This window comes from Desulfosarcina variabilis str. Montpellier, from assembly GCF_048565275.1.
Taxonomy (GTDB): domain Bacteria; phylum Desulfobacterota; class Desulfobacteria; order Desulfobacterales; family Desulfosarcinaceae; genus Desulfosarcina; species Desulfosarcina variabilis.
On record NZ_CP159846.1, the window covers coordinates 6666305 to 6686642 of the forward strand.

The window sequence follows — 20338 nt, forward strand, 5'->3', positions numbered from 1 at the left end:
CGCCGGATTGTGACAGGCATCACATACGTGGTTCCAGCAAATTGTTTATATAGTTGTAATATCTGGTACTTCCACTAAATCCGGCATGTAATCAGAAAGGCGGAGCTTTATCAACCATTTATCATTGATTATCATTTCCAATAAATGAGGTACAATGCCCCTTGAAGTTAGCGTACTGAGCGTCAAAGGACACCCGCCGGCAGAAGCCATGGATATTTCTTTTGACCAAGATGGTGGAACGATCGGGCGTCTTTCTGAGGAAAAAGACAATCATCTATTTCTACCGGATCCGGACCGTTACATTTCCCGCATCCATGCGACAATATCGTATCGGGATGGTCATTATTATTTAACCGATTCGAGTATCGACGGTACTTATCATCGAAACCGGACCACACGCATCCATGACGAAAGCGCACGGCTTGCCGATGGCGACCGTATATGGATCGGGGATTATGAACTGGTGGTCAGGATCCACTCCGCGGACCTTTTCGAAGCAACGGCCAGCGCTGCTGATAATCTTTCCCAAACCCAATCCGTAGACGTTCAGGCGAACCTGACGACATCGGATGAAAACGCGCCCTGGTGGCCGGATGCAGATGGAGAAAATGTCGAAGACCATGATTGGCGGCCTGACTCAGGCGATCAGGCAAACAACGCCGGCCTTGATGAAGCATTCAGCCCGCCGGATGTCATCAATGAGGCATCCCCGGCCGAGCAGATCCCGACGGACTTCAATTTTGAAGAACTGATTCAGGATATTGATTCGCAACCCGAGCAACGGAAAGCCAAACCCAGTGATGCTGTTCCGGATAGCGATCATGACGCGGGCGATGCTGCGCCGCAAGAAGAAAAAAACCGCTTTTTCATCAAAGACGGTGAGATTCCAAAGACGGCGCGGTTCTTGCGGAAAGATATCGAAAGCATACCCGACGCACCGGAATTTTCTGCCATTTTTGATCAACCGGATAAGGGTGAAAAACCTGAACAAACCCACGTTGAAACGGCCCATGATGAACCAGAGCGCCATCAACCGGTCGGTCAGTACACCGACAGTGATGGGTTGCGCCTTTTCCTGGACGCTGCAGGGGTCAAAAATACAAACCGCTTCCAACAAGAAGATATCCCCCACCTGATGCACACCCTGGGAACCGTTTTTAGAGAGATGGTCATAGGGTTGGTCACCCTGTTGAAAGGTCGCGCAGAACAGAAAATACAACTTCGCATGTCAACGACCCAGATCATGCCGGCGGATAACAACCCGCTCAAATTCTTCGATAATATCGAAGAAACGATTGATCAGCTGATCACCGGCGACAAGCCGGGGTTTGTCGATCCCCAAGCGGCCGTCCGTGAGGGGTTCGCGGAAATCATGAACCATCACCTGGCGATGACCGCGGGCATCCAGGCGGCAGTCATTCACCTGATCGAACAGTTTGATCCGCTTCGATTCCAAGAGCAACACAAAGAAAATGCCATTTTCTCTAAAAAAGCCAAACTCTGGGATGCATTCCAAGAGGCCTATGCGCAAATCGCCCATACCGCCCTGGACGATTTTTTTGGTGAGGCCCTGTCGCGTGCCTATGAAGCGCAGTTGTCCAAGTTGCAACACCAATCCGAAAATTTGAGCGGCCCCAAGACAGATGATCTCGTAAAAGGCCGCCATTCGGACGGATTCGTAAAAAGCCCGAGATCAAGGCTTTCGGATCCTTAGGAATACCGCTGTCGCGGGTGCCGTAGGCAGCGTACGAATCGTACTCCGCAATGACGAAGGATGAAGCGTAACGCCGATATCGGGCTTTTTACGAATCCGTCAAGAAAGAGTGATTGCCTATGTTTAACAAGGTCATATGGTCAGAAGGGATGTTTTTGCAGCCTCAGCATTTCCAGCAGCAGGATCGATATCTGGAGGGTGTTGTCAATGGCCGGTGCCTTGGGTTGCGACCTTATGACAGAGGCTTTTATCAGCTGTCCATCGACACCAACCTGTTGCGCAGCGGAAAGCTTTCCATCACTGGTTGCAAGGGGATTTTCGCCGACGGAACACCCTTCGATCTTCCCGAACAGGACGCGCTTCCACAGCCACTGGAGATTCCGCTTGAAATCCGCGATGAAATCGTCTACCTGGCCGTTGCCCTGCGCCGCATGGGGGTAGCGGAGACCGCCAACAGTACCGGTGAGGCGGACAACCTGGCCCGGTATCGCATTGAAGAGCGAAGCGTCAAAGACAGCACCGGCGGCAGCCAGGGTGAAGCACCGCTGCAAATCGGCAACCTCAAGACGGCTTTGCTTTTTCATAGGCAGGAACGATCCGGTTTCTCGTGCCTGGCGGTGGCCCGGATCATTGAAGTGCAAAGTGATCGTACCATCGTACTCGATGACCACTTTATCCCCCCGAGTTTGAATTGCGCGGCCACGGCCCAGCTGTCGGGGTTTTTGCAGGAACTCCACGGGCTTTTGAATACCCGCGGCGCGGCCATAGCCGAACGCGTGGTCATGGCCGGCCATGGGGGCGTGGCTGAAATCGCCGATTTTTTACTGCTCCAGTTGGTCAACCGGTATCAGCCCTTATTCGGCCATTTTGCCAACACGGCCGGTTTGCATCCGGAAGTGTTCTATCGCCACGCCATCCAGCTGGCCGGAGAAATGGGGACCCATTTTCGGGCCGATAAACGGCCGGCCCCACTGCCCATGTATAATCACGACAACCTGCAAGCCACATTTGGGCCGCTGATGGAAGAACTTCGGCGACTGCTCGGTCAGGTGTATCAACCGACCGCGGTCAAGATACCGCTGAGCAAACCGAAATACGGTGTTTACGCGGCCAAAAGACCGGATCCCCACCTGATCAATAATGCCCTTTTCGTTCTTGCGGCCAATGCCCAGCTGCCGCCAGAAACCCTGCGCCAACGCTTCCCCCAGCAAGTAAAAATCGGGCCGGTGGAAGAAATTCAACGGCTGGTAAACTCGGCCCTGCCGGGCATCGCTATCGATCCATTGCCCGTCGCCCCCCGGCAGATACCGATCCATGCCGGTTTCACCTATTTTGAACTCAGCAGACAGGGGCCCTTATGGGAAAAAATGGCAACCTCGGGCGGCTTCGCCATTCAAATCGGTGGCAGTTTTCCGGGATTGGAACTCGAGTTCTGGGCGATCCGGAAAGGGTCGGCTGAATGAGTCCATCCGATCCATTTTCAACGGACTGGGATGCCGAAAAGACCATTTTGCGTCCTTCTCCCGGAGGCCGCCGGCGGCGGGCATCGGGCGCGCCCAGCCCTAATCAGCCATATTCCGCCCAGCGCACGGTGGTCCAAACCGCGGATTTTCTGGCGGCCGACAACCCGTTTGTCACCCATGCGTTTTCTCTCCTGTCGGTCGTCCCCAAACTTCGCAAACTGCCCTACCATCATGCGGTCGACGACCTTCTCGATCAGATGGCGAACAGTATTGGACGCTTCGAAAAGCAATTGACCGGCCTTGGCATCGAGCAAAAGCAGATCAAAACCGCCAGCTACCTGCTATGCACTTTGATCGATGAAACCGTCCTCAACACCCCCTGGGGCAGCCAGAGCAATTGGGGCAGCCAGAGTCTGTTAATCCAGTTTCACAGTGAAGCGAAAGGCGGCGAACGGTTCTTCCAGATCCTGGATCAACTGCAAGCCCGCCCGCAGGAGCATCTGAATCTGCTCGAGCTGGCCTACTTATGCCTGGGCTTTGGTTTTGAAGGCAAATATCGCCATGTTGCCAGCGGCATGCGCGACCTCGATCGCCTGCGCGAGGACCTGTACCTGTTGATCCGGCAATCCAAAGGCAACCGGGAAGATCCGCTTTCCATCCACTGGCAGGGCATGAAAGACAAGCGCGCCCCAATCGAAAAACACGTCCCCGTCTGGGTCGGTGCGGTGGTGGCGGCCGCGCTGCTGGCCGTCATCTATATGGGGTTTGTCTATGCAATCAACACCGCCTCCAACCGGACCTACCAGCGCCTGGCTGAAACAACCCGCGAGGTTCAGCACGCCGCCGCACCGGTGGACACCCGCCGACCGGCGGCAACGTCCGCGTCGGTTGCCCCCCGGCCGCCAACCCACCGTTTTGAACAGCTGTTGGACGGGGAGATCGCCCGCGGCATGGTCGAAATTGTGAATGGAAACCTGCTGCGCATTACGGACGCGTTTCCATCGGGTAGCGACCGCTTGGATGCGGCCTATGTGCCCATGGTGCAAAAAATCGCCCGCGCGCTTGAAACCGACAATGGGTTGGTCCTGGTCATCGGCCATACGGACAACCGTCCCATATTCTCGGCCCGTTTTCCGTCGAACTGGCATCTCTCCCAGGCACGGGCAAGAAATGTGGCGCTGATCATGTCCAAGGCCGCCTCACTGGACGATCGGGTGCGCTACGATGGTCGCGCCGCCAGCGAACCGGTCAGGCCCAATGACACGGCGGCCAACCGTTCGAAAAACCGCCGCATCGATATCCATATCAGGTAATGCATGAAAGCGTTTCTCGGATTTTTTAAACGAAAATCAATCATCCAGCTCTCTGGCATCATCGCCTTGTGTGTCCTGGTCTGGCTTGTCGGCCCCTGGGTGAGCATTGCCGGCAAGGCCCCGCTGCTGCCGAAATTGAATCGGCTGCTTTGCATGTTGTGCATTGTCGCCATCTGGGCGATCATCATTTTGCTGATGCTGTTGCGTGCCCGGCGGGCCGACCAGCAATTGATATCCGAGCTATCCGCTCCCCAGGCGGACCCCGCCCAAGAAGCCCTGGCCAAAGCCAAGGACGATGAAGTAAGCGATCTGCAAGGTAAGTTCGAGGATGCCCTTTTGCGCTTGAAACAAGCCCAGGCACGCGGCCGGTGGGATACGCGCTATCTGTATGAACTGCCCTGGTACGTGCTGATCGGCGCCCCCGGATCGGGAAAAACAACCGCCCTTAAAAATTCCGGATTGACATTTCCCCTGTCAGACCGCCAGGGACAAAAGACGGTCCGAGGGATCGGTGGAACGCGCAATTGTGACTGGTTTTTCACCGACGAGGCCATTTTCATCGATACCGCCGGGCGATATACCACCCAGGACAGTCATCAACCGGTGGATGAAGCCGCCTGGAAAGGATTTTTGGACCTGATCAAGCGGTATCGACCCCGTCGGCCGATCAACGGTGTGCTGGTGACCATGAGCATGGCGGACCTGCTTCAGCATGATGAAGACGCCCGCAATCGGATTGCCGGCGATGTACGCCAGCGCATTCAGGAGCTGTATAGGGTATTCAACGTGGGGTTTCCCGTCTATCTGCTGTTTACCAAATGCGACCTGGTGGCCGGTTTCACCGATTTTTTTGCCGACCTGAACGCAGACGCACGTGCCCAGGTATGGGGAGAGACATTTAAAGGCAGCGCGAACCTGTCCGTTGAACAGCAAATAGGCGGCTTTGAAAAACGCTTCGATGAATTGATGCAGCGGTTGAATCAGCGCACCCTGCACCGTATTCATGAAGAGCGGGACCTTGCGCGCCGTTCTCAGATCCTTGATTTTCCCCAGCAGATGGCACTACTGAAAACGTCTCTTTTTCTCTTTCTAACGGACACCTTTTCCGCCAGTCGCTTTGAGACCACCCCCCTGCTGCGCGGTGTATACTTTACCAGCGGGACCCAGGAGGGCACCCCCATCGACCGCGTGCTTGGGCAACTGGCCGACACCTATGGGTTCGATCGGCAGCGTCAGCCCGTGTTCAGCGGACGCGCCAAATCGTTTTTCATTACAAGACTGCTCAAGGACGTCATCATCCGTGAGGCCGACCTTACCGGCGTCGATCCGCTTATCGAAAAACGGCGGCGCTGGCTGCAAAGGGGGGTATTCGCCGGTTTGGCGGTATTGTTGGTCGTCATGACCACGCTTTGGGGGATCAGCTATGTCGCCAACAAGCGGGCCATTTCACGGGTCAATCACCAGATCGACCGGCTTGAGAAAACCATCCAGGCATCGGCCAAGGCAGACAATCGGCGGGAAATGGCCCAGCTTACCTGGCTTGAAATTCTTAAAGCCGCCGACCAGGTCTATCAGACCCCGTCGATCTGGGCCCACCTTGGCCTTTACCAGGGAGAAAAACTGCAATCCGAAATCAACCGGGCCTACCATCAACTGCTCACCAACGGATTGCTGCCCATGATCCAGTCCCATCTGGAACAGCGCCTGCGATTCGGTGTCTGGTCGTCGCGCCCGACTGATCCGGGAAGGCTTTACGGCCTGCTAAGATGCTATTTGATGCTGGGCCGGCCTGACAAACTGGATTCGAAACAGGTGGTCGCGGTGTTAGGCCGGGAATGGGAACGCTTGTTTGCCAGACAGCCCAAGGTTCGCTCAGGGTTGATCGAGCATACCCAGATCATGTTGGGTGACAAGGATTGGCTTGAACCGATTGTTCTGGATACGGCGCTAGTCGCCGATGTCCGCCGCAAATTGAATTCGATCCCGCTGGGCATGCAAATCTACGCCCACCTGAAAAATGAAGCCTTGTCGGATGAATCCCACGATTTCCATCTGGCCGACAATCTGGGACGGTATGGCGATCAGGTGTTCCAGGCGCAAACCATCCAGCAACAGACCATCCCCGGCTTTTATACCCGCGATGGCTACACGACGTATTTCAAACGCCAGGGACTGGACTTCGTCAAAAAGGCCATCGCCCAAAACTGGGTATTGGAGAACCCCGCCGCGGACCAGGCCGGTGATCTGAACCGATTGTACGATGATTTGGAGAAACTGTACTTCGCCGATTATGAAAAACACTGGCGCCGGCTGTTGGACGAGTTGAACCTCAGGCCGGTACGCGGCGTCAACGACACCATTCAACTTCTGGATATCCTTTCCTCACCCGATACGCCGATCCGCCCCCTGCTGGAAGCCGTCGACGCAAACACGGCATTGACCCGGCATCAACCCGCCGAGGCATCCACCGGCGCCGATGAGGAAACACCGGCGTCCGCAGAAGATTTCTTTTCCCCAATGCCCCAGACGCCACCAAAGACGGCGGTGTCCCGTCCCTTACGGCAAATGGAGCGGCATTTCGAGGATCTGAATATCCTGGTCCAGGGTGACGAGAAAACCCCGCTGCCCATCGATCATGTTCTCGGCCGCTTAGCCGCCCTGCGGGACGACATGATGATGATCGGCAGTTCGGCAAAAAGTGATCAGCAGGCCCTGCGCATGGCCAGGCAGCGCATGAGCGGTGCCGGCGCAAGCGACACCATCAAACTGGCCAAGCTGGAATTCAAACGGTTGCCGGAGCCCTTGCAACGCTGGTTTTTGTCCCTGACCGCGTTTGGGTGGCAACTCACCCTGACCTCTGCCAAATCAGAGCTCGATACCATCTGGAAAAGAGAAGTCCTGACCCCCTACCGATCCGGTCTGGACAAGCGTTATCCCCTGTTTGACAGCCCCTGGGATGCGACGCTGGCCGATTTCAGCCGCTTTTTTGCACCAAACGGCACCATCGACCGCTATTTCCAGGAGCACATCCAGCCTTTTGTCGATACCAGCCGTCCGGTGTGGCGACAAGAGGCCATGGATGATCAGGGCATGGGGCTGAATAGGTCTGTGCTGGAACAATTTCAAAATGCGGATAGGATTCGCCGGGCTTTTTTTGTTGCCGGCGCCACGTCCCCGACCCTTGAATTCGAACTGCGCCCGCTGGCCCTGGATGAAAGAATTGCCGCCTTCCGCATGAACATGCAGGGGCACCCCCTTCTCTACAGCCATGGTCCCATTCGGTCGACACACTTTACCTGGCCGGGTCCCGACACCGACCGGGGTGTCAGGCTGACCTATCAGACACTGGACGGACAGGAATTCTTCGATGTTGCCGAAGGTCCCTGGGCTCTGTTTCGAATTCTGGACCAGGCCCGGGTGGAGGCAACCTCGGTGCCGGACCGGTTTCGGATTACGTTCCACAAAAGAGGCTACCAGGCCCGATTCGAATTGAGGGCCAGCAGCGCCGACAACCCTTTCATGCTGTCCGCCCTGAAGCAGTTTCGTTGCCCGGAGGGATTATGATGTCCGAAACGCTGATGCCGGGCGTTCCAGGCATGTTTGGAAAACTGCCCGCAGTGGGTGATTTCGTCTCGCGGCGATTGCCATCCGCTTTTGTCAGCACCTGGGACGCCTGGATCCAGGAGGCGCTGTCCATCAGCCGTCAACAATTGGCGGGCGACTGGCTGGATATCTACCTGACCAGCCCCATATGGCGATTCGTCATGGCTTCCGGCAGTTGTGGCAACAGGGCGTCGGCCGGCATTCTGATGCCCAGCGTGGACAAGGTGGGACGCTATTTTCCGTTGACCCTGGCCGCCATGGTGGATGAGCGCATGGATCTGCCCTATCTGTTCACCACCCAAGCGGGATGGTTTGAAGCCCTGGAAGCGCTGGCGCTGGGTGCCCTCGAAGTGGATTGCCAACTGGACGATTTTGACCGTCAATTGCAACAGCGGCGGCTCAAGCCGCTGCCAGGGGATGATGACAAGCCCTTGCCTGTGCCTTGGAAGGAGCCAGACGCCGGCCGGCCCCCCATCCGAATCGAAATGCAAACACTGACCCACATGCCGCAGGCCTTAAAAGAACTGACCATCTGCCTGCTTGAGCGTCATTATGCCCAATACAGCATGTGGAGCACCGACGGATCCGATCTGTTAGAACCGTCCCTGCTGATCTACCGCGGGTTGCCGCCGGCGAGTGATTTTTCCGGGTTTCTTACCGGTGACTGGCAAACATTTGGTGGAACGCAACCCGTTTGTATTTCACCCTTCTTGTTTGATGGTGAAGACACCCCCAAACAATCAGTCCAACCGGCAGGCCACAGCCACGCAGCCGATCCGGTACGGTGGCACGGCGTTGGGCTCAGCCACGTTGGTACGGTGCGCGAGTTGAACGAGGATGCCTTCCTGACAAGGCCGGAGGCCGGGATCTGGGCGGTTGCCGACGGCATGGGCGGCCACCGGTCCGGTGATGCGGCCAGCCGGGCGATCATTGAGGGATTGCGCGGTGTTGAATCAACCGGAAGCATTGAAACCCTGATCGCCGATGTGAGCGACTCGCTTCAGACGACCAACACGGACCTGATCAACCGCGCCCAGCACTTCGAGGATGGCCAAATCATGGGCAGCACCGTGGTGGTCCTCCTGGCTGCGGGCAGCGACTGCGCCACCTTGTGGGCGGGAGACAGCCGGCTTTACCGATACCGGCAGGGGCGGCTGTCCCAGCTGACGCACGACCATTGTGAAAATACTGAAGGATTGGCCCCAAACCCGACGACACCGACAGATGCGAACACCAGTAATGTTATCACGCGGGCATTGGGAGGGGATCAAGACCTGCAATTGGACATCATCCGGTTTCAAGCCATGCCCGGAGATCAGTACCTGCTTTGTTCCGACGGTCTGGTAAAAGCCGTCAAGGCGCATGAGATCGACAGCGTGCTTGCCAAGAACGACCCCGATACATGCGCCCGGGACCTGATCGACCTGGCCCTGGAAAAGAATGCGCGGGACAATGTGACCGTGATTGTCACCCGCATCGATGCGCGCTGAACAATCAGACAAGTCAAAAAACGAACATGACCCTATTCAAAAAAAAGAATGATCCTGAATCGTCGGACGGCCCGCCGGCGATATCGTATGTGATCGACATTGAACGAATCCTGGTGCATATCGCCCCCGATGCCCCCTCCGGAATGGAGGACCTTGGCCAGACCGTTGACTATGTGAATCTCGAAAACGAGACCAAAGGCACACCGGAACAGGTGATCGGCAAAGAAGTGGTTCAGGAAGCCAAGCCTCCGGATTGGCAACGTGTCCAAAAAAACGCCTTTGCCCTTCTAACCCGATCTCATGATCTGCGCATCGCGATGTTTCTCATCCGCGCCATGCTGCATAACCATGGTCTGCCAGGGCTTTACACCGGCCTCGAACTGCTCAGCGGTCTTGTTGACGACTACTGGGAAACCCTTTATCCAAGGCTTGATCCTGCCGATGGCAACGACCCCATGGAGCGGATCAATATCCTGTGGGCGCTGAGCGAAGGTGAGGACATCATCATCCCCCTTAAAAATGCCTGCCTGTTCTCACCCCATCCGGCGATCACCATTGCTTTGCGTGATATTCACATCGCCAGCGGGAAAATCACCCTCAACCATGATGCAGACAGCCAATCGGCCCTCAGCCTGCCGATGATCGAAAAAGCCTTCAAGGACTGCGATGTCAGCACCCTGGAATCCAACCGCCAAGTGATCCATCAGTCCATGGACAGCCTGTTGCAGCTTGAAAACGGGTTGGCGGAGCGGGTCGGCCCTGAACACGCCCCTGAGTATGAGGAATTGAAATCCATGCTTAGGGAAATGGCAGCATTTTTTGACATGCATCTGCCTGAACCAAAGCCGTCCAAATCCTCAACGCGGCCGGCCCCCGCCCCCACCGATCCCCCCCAGGATGCCGCACCGGTCGATGAACAGCCGGCAACATCAACATCAACGGGAAAAACCATGCAAACCATTTCCAGCCGACAGGACGTGATCCACGCATTGGATCTGATCTGTGCCTATTATGATCGCCAAGAGCCGGCCAGCCCGGTCCCCCTGCTGCTAAAGCGTGCACGCCAGCTGGTTGAAAAAAATTTTATCGAAATCGTCCAGGATCTGGTGCCCCAGGCCAGCGATCAGATCAAGTCGCTTTTCGGCGACTATCCGGAGGGTGAGTAATGATTGTCGGCCTGTTTGCTCGGGCAGAATGGCCATTTTTTCTGGATGGGCACTAACCAGTAACCCAAGGAGGTAAGGACATGGCAACCAGTAGTCAAAAATTCATCGGCCGCAACAGACCGCCCCGTGTACAGATTGAGTATGATGTGGAGTTGTACGGTGCAGAGAAAAAAGTTCAGATTCCTTTCGTCATGGGGGTCATGGCGGACCTTTCCGGCAAGCCCAAGCCGGATGATCCCGTCGTGCCGGTGGACGACCGCGAATTTTTGGAAATCGACGTCGACAATTTCAACGATCGGCTCAAAGCCATGAAGCCGCATGTCGCCTTCGATGTTCCCAATGCCCTGACCGGAGAGGGGAACCTCAAGGTCGACCTCACATTTGAGAGTCTGGACGACTTTTCTCCGGAAGCTGTCGCGCGCAAAGTGGAAGGCGTTAAAGAACTGCTGGAGGCAAGAACCCAACTGGACAACCTGTTGACCCACATGGATGGGAAAAGCGGCGCCGAGGAACTGATCGGCAAACTGATCAATGACCCGTCCATGCTGCAGGCACTCACGGCTGCGGCCAAAACTGAAGCATCCGATGCCGACGATTCGTCAACGGAAGAGAAAACCGACCAGGAGGAATAGACCATGGCTGATGAGCAAAATCTGGAACAACCCCAGGCCGAAGCCGATGCGCCGGTTTCCGAGGCCAGTGAGTTTTCACAACTCTTGCAAAAGGAGTTCAAGCCGAGAACCGATCGGGCCCAGGAGCAGGTTGAAAAAGCGGTGCGCACACTCGCCGAATATGTTCTCAAGGATGTCAACCTGGTGTCCGCCGACGTCATCCGAACCATTGAGGCCATCAAGTCGGAAATCGACAACAAACTGACCGAGCAGGTCAACCTGATCATGCACCATGATGAATTTCAGAAAATTGAAAGTGCCTGGCGCGGCTTGCATTACCTTGTCAACAACACAGAGACCGACGACATGCTGAAAATCAAAGTCATGAATATCAGCAAGGCCGAGCTGGCCGGCACGCTCAAAAAATTCAAGGGCACGCGCTGGGACACCAGCCCCGTTTTCAAGAAGATTTACGGTGCCGAATACGATCGCATGGGCGGTGAACCCTATGGCGCGCTGGTGGGAGACTATTACTTCGACCACAGCCCGCCGGATGTGGAACTGTTGGGTGAAATGGCCAAGATCGCCGCTGCCGCGCATGCCCCTTTTATCTCCGCCGCATCCCCGTCGGTCATGCAAATGGATTCCTGGGCCGAGCTGTCGGCGCCCGCGGATCTGTCAAAAAAGTTCAGAGATGCGGATTACGCCCCCTGGCGCTCCCTGCGTGAATCCGATGACGCACGCTATATCGGCTTGACCATGCCACGCTTTCTGGCCCGGCTGCCCTACGGTGCCAAGACCGATCCGGTAGAGGCATTCGATTTTGAGGAAGACACAGACGCCGCGGATACCGGCAAATACGTCTGGGCCAACTCGGCCTATGCCATGGCGGCCAATATCAATCGGGCCTTTAAATTCTACGGCTGGTGTTCGCGTATTCGCGGTGTCGAATCCGGCGGTGCCGTAGAGGGGCTGCCGGTTCACACCTTCGCCACCGATGATGGCGGCGTGGACATGAAGTGCCCCACGGAAATCGGCATCGGGGACAGGCGGGAAGCCGAATTGGCCAAGCTGGGCTTCATGCCCCTGATCCACCGTAAGAATTCGGATTTTGCGGCCTTTATCGGCGCCCAGTCACTGCAGCAACCCGCCGAATATGACGACCCGGATGCCACGGCCAACGCCAATCTGGCCGCCCGGATGCCCTATCTGTTCGCCTGCTGCCGTTTCGCGCACTACCTGAAATGTATTGTCAGGGACAAAATCGGATCATTCAAAGAGCGCGATGAGATGCAACGATGGCTTCAAAAATGGATCATGCAGTATGTTGATGGTGATCCGGCCAACTCCAGCGAGACGACCAAGGCCAAAAAACCGCTGGCCGCGGCAGAAGTAACCGTGGAAGAAGTGGAAGGCAATCCCGGGTACTATACTTCCAAATTTTATTTGCGGCCTCACTACCAGCTTGAAGGCTTGACTGTTTCTTTGCGGTTGGTGTCAAAACTGCCATCCGTAAAGAACTAACCATAAAGAAAGAGAGGATATCATGGCAGTAGACATTACTTTAAAAATCGATGGTGTCGATGGAGAATCCAAAATCGATGGACATGAGGATGAGATCGATGTGCTGGCCTGGAGCTGGGGCTTGTCGCAATCCGGTTCCATGCATGTCGGCGGTGGCGGTGGTTCCGGCAAGGTCAACGTCCAGGATGTTTCCATCACCAAGTATGTTGACAAAGCCTCGACCAACCTGCTTCGCAAATGTTGCGATGGCGAGCACCTGACCGAAGCGGTCCTTTCCATTCGCAAGGCGGGCAAGAATCCGATTGACTATGTAACCATCACCATGTCACCGGTTCTGGTCACGTCGGTCAGCACCGGTGGAAGCGGTGGGGAGGATCGGCTGACGGAAAACATCACCTTGAATTTTTCCAAGGTGACCTTCAGCTACACCCCACAGAAAGAGGACGGCTCCGCCGACGCAGCCATCGACCTGACTTGGAACATTGAAACCAACAAAGAAGGCTAACGACGGCCATTAACAACAAACAAGGGGTGACTCATGCTCGCAGAAACCTATTTCCGTGAAGGCAACCTAAGCGGTGCACTGGATGAACTGCAGAATCAAATCCGCAGTCACCCCGACAACAGCCGGTACCGCATTTTTCTCTTTCAGCTCCTGGCCATATTGGGACAGTGGGAACGGGCCTTGAACCAGTTGAACGTGCTGGAAGATATGGAGGAGAAAGCCTGGTCCATGGTAGGCCCCTACCGCGAGGCCATCCGTTGCGAGGTATGGCGGTCAGATACGTTTGCCGGCCGTCGCAAGCCCTTGATATTCGGAGACCCGCCGCAGTGGATCGCCTATCTTCTGGAGGCCTTGCGGCTGACGGCCGAGACCCGCCATGAAGAAGCCAGGACGCTGCGCGATCAGGCCTTTGACATGGCCTCTGAGCGCAGCGGCACGATCAACGACCAGCCCTTCCAATGGATTGCCGATGCCGACACGCGTCTGGGACCAATACTCGAAGTCATCCTCAACGGTCGCTATTTCTGGATTCCTTTCGAGCAGATACAGGCAATACAGATTGCCGGGGTGGAGGATCTGCGGGACCTGGTCTGGTTACCGGCGCATTTTACCTGGATCAATGGCGGCGACGCCTTCGGCCTGATCCCCTCCCGGTATCCCGGATCCGAGGCCTCCGAAGACCCGGCGTTTCAAATGGCGCGCAAGACCGAATGGACCCTGCCCGCGGACACCATGTACCATGGTACGGGGCAACGGATGCTGACCACCGACCAGGATGATTATCCACTGCTGGACATCCGCACCATCATCATTGATTCATCCGCACATCAGGAACCCAATGGCTGAACTGACCCCCAAGGAACGGCTCCAGCCATCCCTTTTGGATCGGCTGAAAGACAATGCGCCCGACAAAACCACCGAGTCCCGTGAGCAGCGCATCTTGTCCCTGGCCCAGCTCAGACGCTCGGTCAGCCGCGATCTGGAATGGCTGCTCAACAGCGGATGTCTGGAAACCGTCCAAGGGCTGGAAGATTATCCCCATGTCAGGCAATCGGTACTGAACTACGGCATTCCCGATCTTACCGGCACCACGGCAAGCAATGCCGATCCCCCAACGCTGGAACGTTACCTGAAACAGGCCATCCTGGCATTTGAACCGCGAATTCTCAAGCATTCACTCAAGGTGAAAGCCAAAGCTTCCGCCAAGCACAACCAGATCATCTTCGAAATCGAGGGAGAGCTCTGGGCGCAGCCGCTGCCAGAGCATCTTTTTTTGAAAACGATTTTGGATCTTGAATTAGGCAAGGTAGAGATCCAAACCTAAGACAGGCAACAATGAATCCTGAACTTCTCAAATACTACAATCGTGAGCTGCAGTATATGCGCGAGATGAGCGGCGAATTCGCCGAGGAATTTCCCAAGATCGCCAATCGTCTGGGGCTGAATTCCTTTGAATGCGCCGATCCTTACGTCGAGCGATTGCTGGAAGGGTTCGCCTTTCTGGCCGCCCGCGTGCAATTGAAAGTGGATGCCGGATTTCCGCGATTTACCCAGCATCTTCTGGAGATGGTTTACCCGAATTATCTGGCGCCGGTGCCCTCCATGGCCATCGTCCAATTGACACCGGATCTGAATGATACGTCCCTGCAAAACGGTGTCACGATTCCCCGCGGATCCCAGATGCGCAGCCAGATCGGCAAAGGCGAGCAGACCGCTTGCAACTATTCAACAGCCCATGACGTTACCCTGTGGCCGCTGCAGCTTTTCGATGCCGAGTATTTACCGAACGCCAGTGCCGTCGCCAATCTGGGTGTTACGGTAAGGCCGGGCATGAAAGCCGGGCTGCGCCTGCGCCTGGCCTGTACTGCCGGGCTGCAATTTTCTCATCTGCCCCTGGATCGTCTGGCCCTTTACCTGCGCGGCAGTGAGGTGGCCGTGCATTTGTATGAGCAGTTGATGGCCAACACCATCGACTGTGTTGTTCAATGGGGTCGGCGGTCGGCCACACAGGGCTTTTCGATCGGTGCATCGGCGGTTCGTCCCATGGGATTTGACGATAAAGAGGCCCTGCTCCCCTTCACGCCGCGCGAATTTTGTGGCTATCGGTTTCTGCAAGAGTATTTCACCTTCCCCGAACGGTTTTTATTTGTGGACGTATCGTCGCTTCAGCAGGCCATTTGCCGATGCGAGGAAAGTGAACTGGATCTGATTTTTGTGTTTGACCGCAGCCATGCGCAGCTTTCCGCCGACCGGGACGTTTCCTGTGTGAACCTGTTCTGTACACCGGCAGTCAATCTTTTCTCTAAACGCGCCGATCGCATTCACATGACGCCCCGGACCACAGAGTATCACATCGTACCGGATCGGACGCGGCCCATGGATTTTGAAGTGTACGGTGTGGGCGAGGTGCTGGGGTTCGGTCCCCGGGCCGAACCGGAGGTCGAGTTTCTCCCCTTCTACGCGGTCAGGGATCGGTCTGCGCCCAGACAACGGCACGCATACTATACCCTGTATCGTGAACAGCGGCGGCTTTCCACCAAACAGCGCCGGTACGGTGCCCGCTCCAGCTATATTGGCAGCGAGACCTACATCTCACTGGTGGATGCCCTGGAGGCCCCTTACAGCAGCAATCTGAAGCAAATCGGCTTGGAGCTGCGTTGCACCAACCGGGACCTGCCGTTGCATATGCCCATCGGCGCCGGAAACACTGACTTCACGCTGCAAACCGGTGCCCCCGTGGAATCGATCCGGTGCCTGAGCGGACCAACCCGCCCCAAAGGCTCGAATTGGAGCAAGGATACCGCCTGGCAGGCGATCAGTCATCTGAGTCTCAACTACCTGTCGTTGATCGATAATGATCGCGAGCAGGGCGCCGCTGCACTGCGCCAGATCCTGATGCTTTACGCGGATATGGGTGAGCCCACGGTCAGGAAACAAATTGACGGCCTGCTTTCCATCCGGTCCCGTCCGGTGGTCAGGCGGATGCAAACCGCCGGGCCGATCACGTTCGGCCGGGGGCTTGAGCTTAGTCTGCGGTTTGACGAGTCGGCCTTCGAAGGCAGCGGTGTGATTCTTTTGGGAACCGTCCTGGAACAGTTTTTTGCCCGCTACGTGAGTATCAACACATTTACGGAAACGGTGATCGAATCCATCGATCGAGGAGAAATCAAGCGATGGCCGGCACGGATCGGGACACGGCATACGATATAGACCGGCATTTTTCTAAACTGGCGCAAAGGCCCCATGAATTCGGGCTCTTTTCGTTCCTGCGGCGGATCGAATGCCTATACCCGGAAAGGCCTCGGCTGGGAGAATCGCAGCACCCGTCCCAGGATCCGATCCGCATCGGCCAGGAACCCGCGACGACCTTCGAGCCGGCCAACCTGACGGCATTCAGCCCCGCCCAGGGCGATAAGCCGCATCGCCTGACCATCCGCTATCCGGGATTGCTCGGGCCCAACGGACCGCTGCCCCTGCATTTTACCGAGCACGCCAGGCATCGCCTCGATCGTCACCAAGATGCGACCTTTATACGGTTCCTGGATATCTTTCACCACCGCATGGTATCGCTTTTTTACCGGGCCTGGGCCAACAATGAACCCACCGTCAGCTTTGACCGGCCCCATGCAGACCGATTTTCCGGCTATATCGCTGCCCTGGCCGGCATCGGCATGTCCGCCTTGCGCAACCATGACGAAATCGACGATCTGACCAAGTTCTTCTACTGTGGACGATTTTCTTCACAGACCAAAAGCGCACAGGGACTGGAGGATATTTTAGGAGATTACTTCCAGATGCCGGTACGCATCGAGTCCTTTGTCGGCGAATGGCTGAAACTGCCTGAGGAAAGCCGTTGCCGCCTGGGACGCAATCCGGCAAATGGAACACTGGGCGACTCGGCTGTTCTGGGGGGACGGGTCTGGGCGTGTCAGTTTAAGTTTCGGGTCATCGTCGGCCCCATTGACAGGGAGCAATATGAGAGTCTGCTGCCGGTAGGCAAGCGCATCCGGCGTCTGATCGCCATCGTGAGAAATTATATCGGGGATGAACTGGCCTGGGATCTGAAACTGATATTAAAGCGCGAATCCGTGCCCGCCGCCAGGCTTTCCGCGACATCTCGCCTGGGCTGGACCACCTGGCTGGGAAAAAGACCCCATGCCGTCGATGCTGATGATCTGGTGATCGATACCTTTAATATCATCCACCGGGCTCCAAGGGAGGCTTTTGATGACTGAGATCAGCCGTAATGCTTTGTTTGGTAAACTCAACAGCCTGGCCTATCAGGCAATCGAAAGCGCCACCACATTTTGTAAACTGCGCGGCAATTCGTATGTGGAGCTGGTGCACTGGCTGCATCAGATCCTGCAAATGCAGGACTCGGATCTGTCGCGCATCATCAGGCATTTCGAGCTCAATCCGGCGGCCCTGGCCCGGGACATGACCGATGCGCTGGATCGCTTGCCCCGCGGCGCGTCCAGCCTGCAGGATCTGTCCTCCCATGTGGACGAAGCCGTGGAGCGCGGCTGGGTTTACAGCACCCTGATGTTCGGCGATGCTCGGGTGCGCACCGGCCATCTTCTGGTCGGCATCCTTAAAACCGCCGGCCTGCGCCGTGCCTTGGAAGGCATTTCAAAAGAATTTGCCAAAATCAACCTGGACACCCTGACCGCCCGATTCCAGGATATTGTTTCCGGCTCACCGGAAGACCGGCTGGCCGCCACGGACGGCAGTCAATTGGACGCAGCGGCCGCCCCTTCCGTTGGGGGCCCGATGGCCCCGGCCGCCTTGGGCAAGCAGGAGGCCCTCCAGCAGTTTTCCACCGACCTGACCGAGAAAGCGCGAAAAAACGAAATCGATCCCATCGTGGCGCGCGATGAAGAAATTCGGCAAATCATCGATATTCTCATGCGTCGCCGGCAAAACAACCCCATCCTGACCGGTGAAGCCGGTGTGGGCAAAACCGCCGTGGTCGAGGGCTTTGCCCTGCGTATCGCCGCCGGTGACGTGCCCCCGCCGCTGCAGAACGTCACCTTGCGCGCGCTGGATGTGGGGTTGCTCCAGGCCGGTGCCAGCTACAAGGGAGAATTCGAAAAACGCCTGCGCCAGGTGATCGATGAGGTTCAGGCATCGCAAGCGCCGATCATTCTTTTCATCGACGAAGCCCACACCCTGATCGGGGCCGGTGGCACGGCAGGCACCGGCGATGCGGCCAACCTGCTCAAACCGGCCTTGGCGCGGGGCACCCTGCGAACGGTGGCGGCCACCACCTGGACGGAGTACAAGAAGTATATCGAGAAAGATCCGGCGCTGACGCGGCGCTTTCAGGTCGTCCAGATCAATGAACCCGGTGAAAAAAAAGCCGTCCTGATGATGCGCAGCATGGCATCGGTGATGGAAACACACCACCGGGTGCAGGTGCTCGACGAGGCCCTGGAAGCATCGGTCAGCCTGTCCCATCGTTACATCCCGGCCCGGCAGTTGCCGGACAAGTCCGTGAGTCTGCTGGACACCGCCTGTGCGCGGGTGGCCATCAGCCAGCATGCCATTCCCCCGGAGATTGATGATTGCCGCAAACGGATCGGTTTTCTGGAAACCGAACTTGCGATTATCGACCGCGAAAGCCGCGTGGGCATCGATACAAAGGACCGGCATGCAGCGGCCAGTCAAAAGCTGGACGCTGAACAGGAACGCCTGCAAACGCTCGAAGCCCGATGGGAGGAGGAAAAGGACCTGGTCGATCAAATCCTTGCCATTCGCCAAAACCTGCGCGAAACCACCGGCCAGGTGGACAGCACTGTCGATGATGAGCAAACCATACCGGAACCGGAAACAGCCGATACGCCGGCGGTGGATCATGAGGCCCTGCGTGAATCACTGCTCGCCCTGCAGGCCGACCTTCAGACCCTGCAGGGTGAATCGCCGCTGATCCTGCCGACCGTGGACGCCCAGTCCGTGGCCAGCGTGGTGGCCGACTGGACTGGCATTCCCGTGGGCCGCATGGTGAAAAATGAAATCGATACGGTTCTGAACCTGGCCGATATCCTTAACCGACGCATTCTCGGCCAGCGCCATGCCCTGGAGATGATCGCCAGCCGCATCCAGACCTCGCGGGCCAATTTGGATAATCCTGGCAAACCGATCGGTGTTTTTCTGCTGGCTGGGCCGTCGGGGGTGGGCAAGACCGAAACGGCCCTGGCCCTGGCCGAGGCGCTTTACGGCGGCGAGCAGAACGTGGTGACGATCAACATGAGTGAATTCCAGGAGGCCCACACCGTTTCGACCCTCAAGGGCGCGCCTCCCGGTTACGTGGGCTACGGCGAGGGCGGTATTCTCACCGAAGCCGTACGCCGCAAACCGTACAGCGTGATTTTGCTCGATGAAGTGGAAAAGGCCCACAGCGATGTACACGAGATCTTCTTTCAGGTGTTTGACAAAGGCTGGATGGAAGACGGTGAAGGACGCTTTATTGATTTCAAAAACACCTTGATCTTGCTGACCACCAATGTGGGCACGGATCTGATCATGAATATGTGCAAGGATCCGGACCTTTATCCCGAACCGGAAGGTCTGGCCAAGGCCCTGCGCAAACCCCTGCTGGATGCATTTCCCGCCGCCCTTCTGGGACGCCTCGTGTCCATTGCCTTTTATCCCTTGTCCAATGCGGTGCTGGGCGACATCGTACGCCTGCAGCTGGGACGGATTCAACAGCGGATCCAGGACAATCACAAGATCCCGTTCACCTTTGACGACGAGGTCATTGCCCATATTGTCAGCCGCTGCACGGAACTGGAAAGCGGCGGGCGCATGATCGACGCAATCCTGACCAATACCGTACTGCCGCGGGTCAGCCGGGAAATCCTGACCGCTCTAATGGAAGGCCGCAGCATCGCACGCACCCATCTTTGCATGGATGAGGAAAAGGCTGGTTTTGCCTACGCCTTTGATTAAT

At 56.7% G+C, this 20338-nt stretch carries 14 protein-coding genes; all 14 read left to right on the plus strand.

Going from position 1 to position 20338, the window contains the following annotated elements; genetic code table 11:
* The first annotated feature begins 154 nt into the window (after window positions 1–154).
* The 14 genes from tagH to tssH all read left to right on the plus strand — a co-directional run bounded on the left by tagH (window position 155) and on the right by tssH (window position 20337).
* Complete coding sequence (tagH, locus tag Dvar_RS30200) at window positions 155–1714, plus strand: type VI secretion system-associated FHA domain protein TagH (protein WP_419656840.1); 1560 nt, start codon at window positions 155–157, stop codon at window positions 1712–1714.
* 119 nt (window positions 1715–1833) lie between these two features.
* A complete protein-coding gene (tssK, locus tag Dvar_RS30205; protein ID WP_419656841.1) occupies window positions 1834–3177 on the plus strand; it encodes a type VI secretion system baseplate subunit TssK in 1344 nt (447 codons plus the stop codon).
* Window positions 3174–4490 carry a type IVB secretion system protein IcmH/DotU gene (gene icmH, locus Dvar_RS30210; protein WP_419656842.1) on the plus strand — a complete coding sequence of 439 codons (1317 nt, stop codon included), beginning with the start codon at window positions 3174–3176 and terminating at the stop codon, window positions 4488–4490. The genes tssK and icmH overlap by 4 nt, the downstream gene beginning before the upstream one ends.
* A gap of 3 nt (window positions 4491–4493) precedes the next feature.
* On the plus strand, window positions 4494–8054 hold the full coding sequence (gene tssM, locus Dvar_RS30215; protein WP_419656843.1) for a type VI secretion system membrane subunit TssM: 3561 nt from the start codon (window positions 4494–4496) through the stop codon (window positions 8052–8054).
* The gene (gene tagF, locus Dvar_RS30220) at window positions 8051–9583 is read left to right on the plus strand and encodes a type VI secretion system-associated protein TagF (protein WP_419656844.1); all 1533 of its coding nucleotides are present in this window, start codon (window positions 8051–8053) and stop codon (window positions 9581–9583) included. The genes tssM and tagF overlap by 4 nt, the downstream gene beginning before the upstream one ends.
* Window positions 9584–9609: 26 nt before the next feature.
* The gene (tssA, locus tag Dvar_RS30225; protein WP_419656845.1) at window positions 9610–10749 is read left to right on the plus strand and encodes a type VI secretion system protein TssA; all 1140 of its coding nucleotides are present in this window, start codon (window positions 9610–9612) and stop codon (window positions 10747–10749) included.
* Between the two features lie 80 nt (window positions 10750–10829).
* On the plus strand, window positions 10830–11381 hold the full coding sequence (tssB, locus tag Dvar_RS30230) for a type VI secretion system contractile sheath small subunit (RefSeq protein WP_419656846.1): 552 nt from the start codon (window positions 10830–10832) through the stop codon (window positions 11379–11381).
* A 3-nt stretch (window positions 11382–11384) separates the two neighbouring features.
* Window positions 11385–12884 (plus strand): type VI secretion system contractile sheath large subunit, encoded by a 1500-nt coding sequence (tssC, locus tag Dvar_RS30235; protein WP_419656847.1) that lies wholly within the window; start codon window positions 11385–11387, stop codon window positions 12882–12884.
* Window positions 12885–12906: 22 nt separating this feature from the next.
* A complete protein-coding gene (locus Dvar_RS30240; RefSeq protein ID WP_419656848.1) occupies window positions 12907–13389 on the plus strand; it encodes an Hcp family type VI secretion system effector in 483 nt (160 codons plus the stop codon).
* Between the two features lie 33 nt (window positions 13390–13422).
* Window positions 13423–14235: a type VI secretion system accessory protein TagJ gene (locus Dvar_RS30245; RefSeq protein ID WP_419656849.1), complete on the plus strand. Its 813-nt coding sequence runs from the start codon at window positions 13423–13425 to the stop codon at window positions 14233–14235.
* Complete coding sequence (gene tssE / locus Dvar_RS30250) at window positions 14228–14713, plus strand: type VI secretion system baseplate subunit TssE (protein ID WP_419656850.1); 486 nt, start codon at window positions 14228–14230, stop codon at window positions 14711–14713. Before Dvar_RS30245 ends, tssE begins: the two co-directional genes overlap by 8 nt.
* Before the next feature lie 11 nt (window positions 14714–14724).
* Complete coding sequence (gene tssF, locus Dvar_RS30255) at window positions 14725–16599, plus strand: type VI secretion system baseplate subunit TssF (protein WP_419656851.1); 1875 nt, start codon at window positions 14725–14727, stop codon at window positions 16597–16599.
* Window positions 16563–17624 carry a type VI secretion system baseplate subunit TssG gene (gene tssG, locus Dvar_RS30260; protein ID WP_419656852.1) on the plus strand — a complete coding sequence of 354 codons (1062 nt, stop codon included), beginning with the start codon at window positions 16563–16565 and terminating at the stop codon, window positions 17622–17624. The genes tssF and tssG overlap by 37 nt, the downstream gene beginning before the upstream one ends.
* Window positions 17617–20337, plus strand: a complete 2721-nt coding sequence (tssH, locus tag Dvar_RS30265; protein ID WP_419656853.1) for a type VI secretion system ATPase TssH — start codon at window positions 17617–17619, stop codon at window positions 20335–20337. Before tssG ends, tssH begins: the two co-directional genes overlap by 8 nt.
* Window position 20338 lies beyond the last annotated feature (1 nt).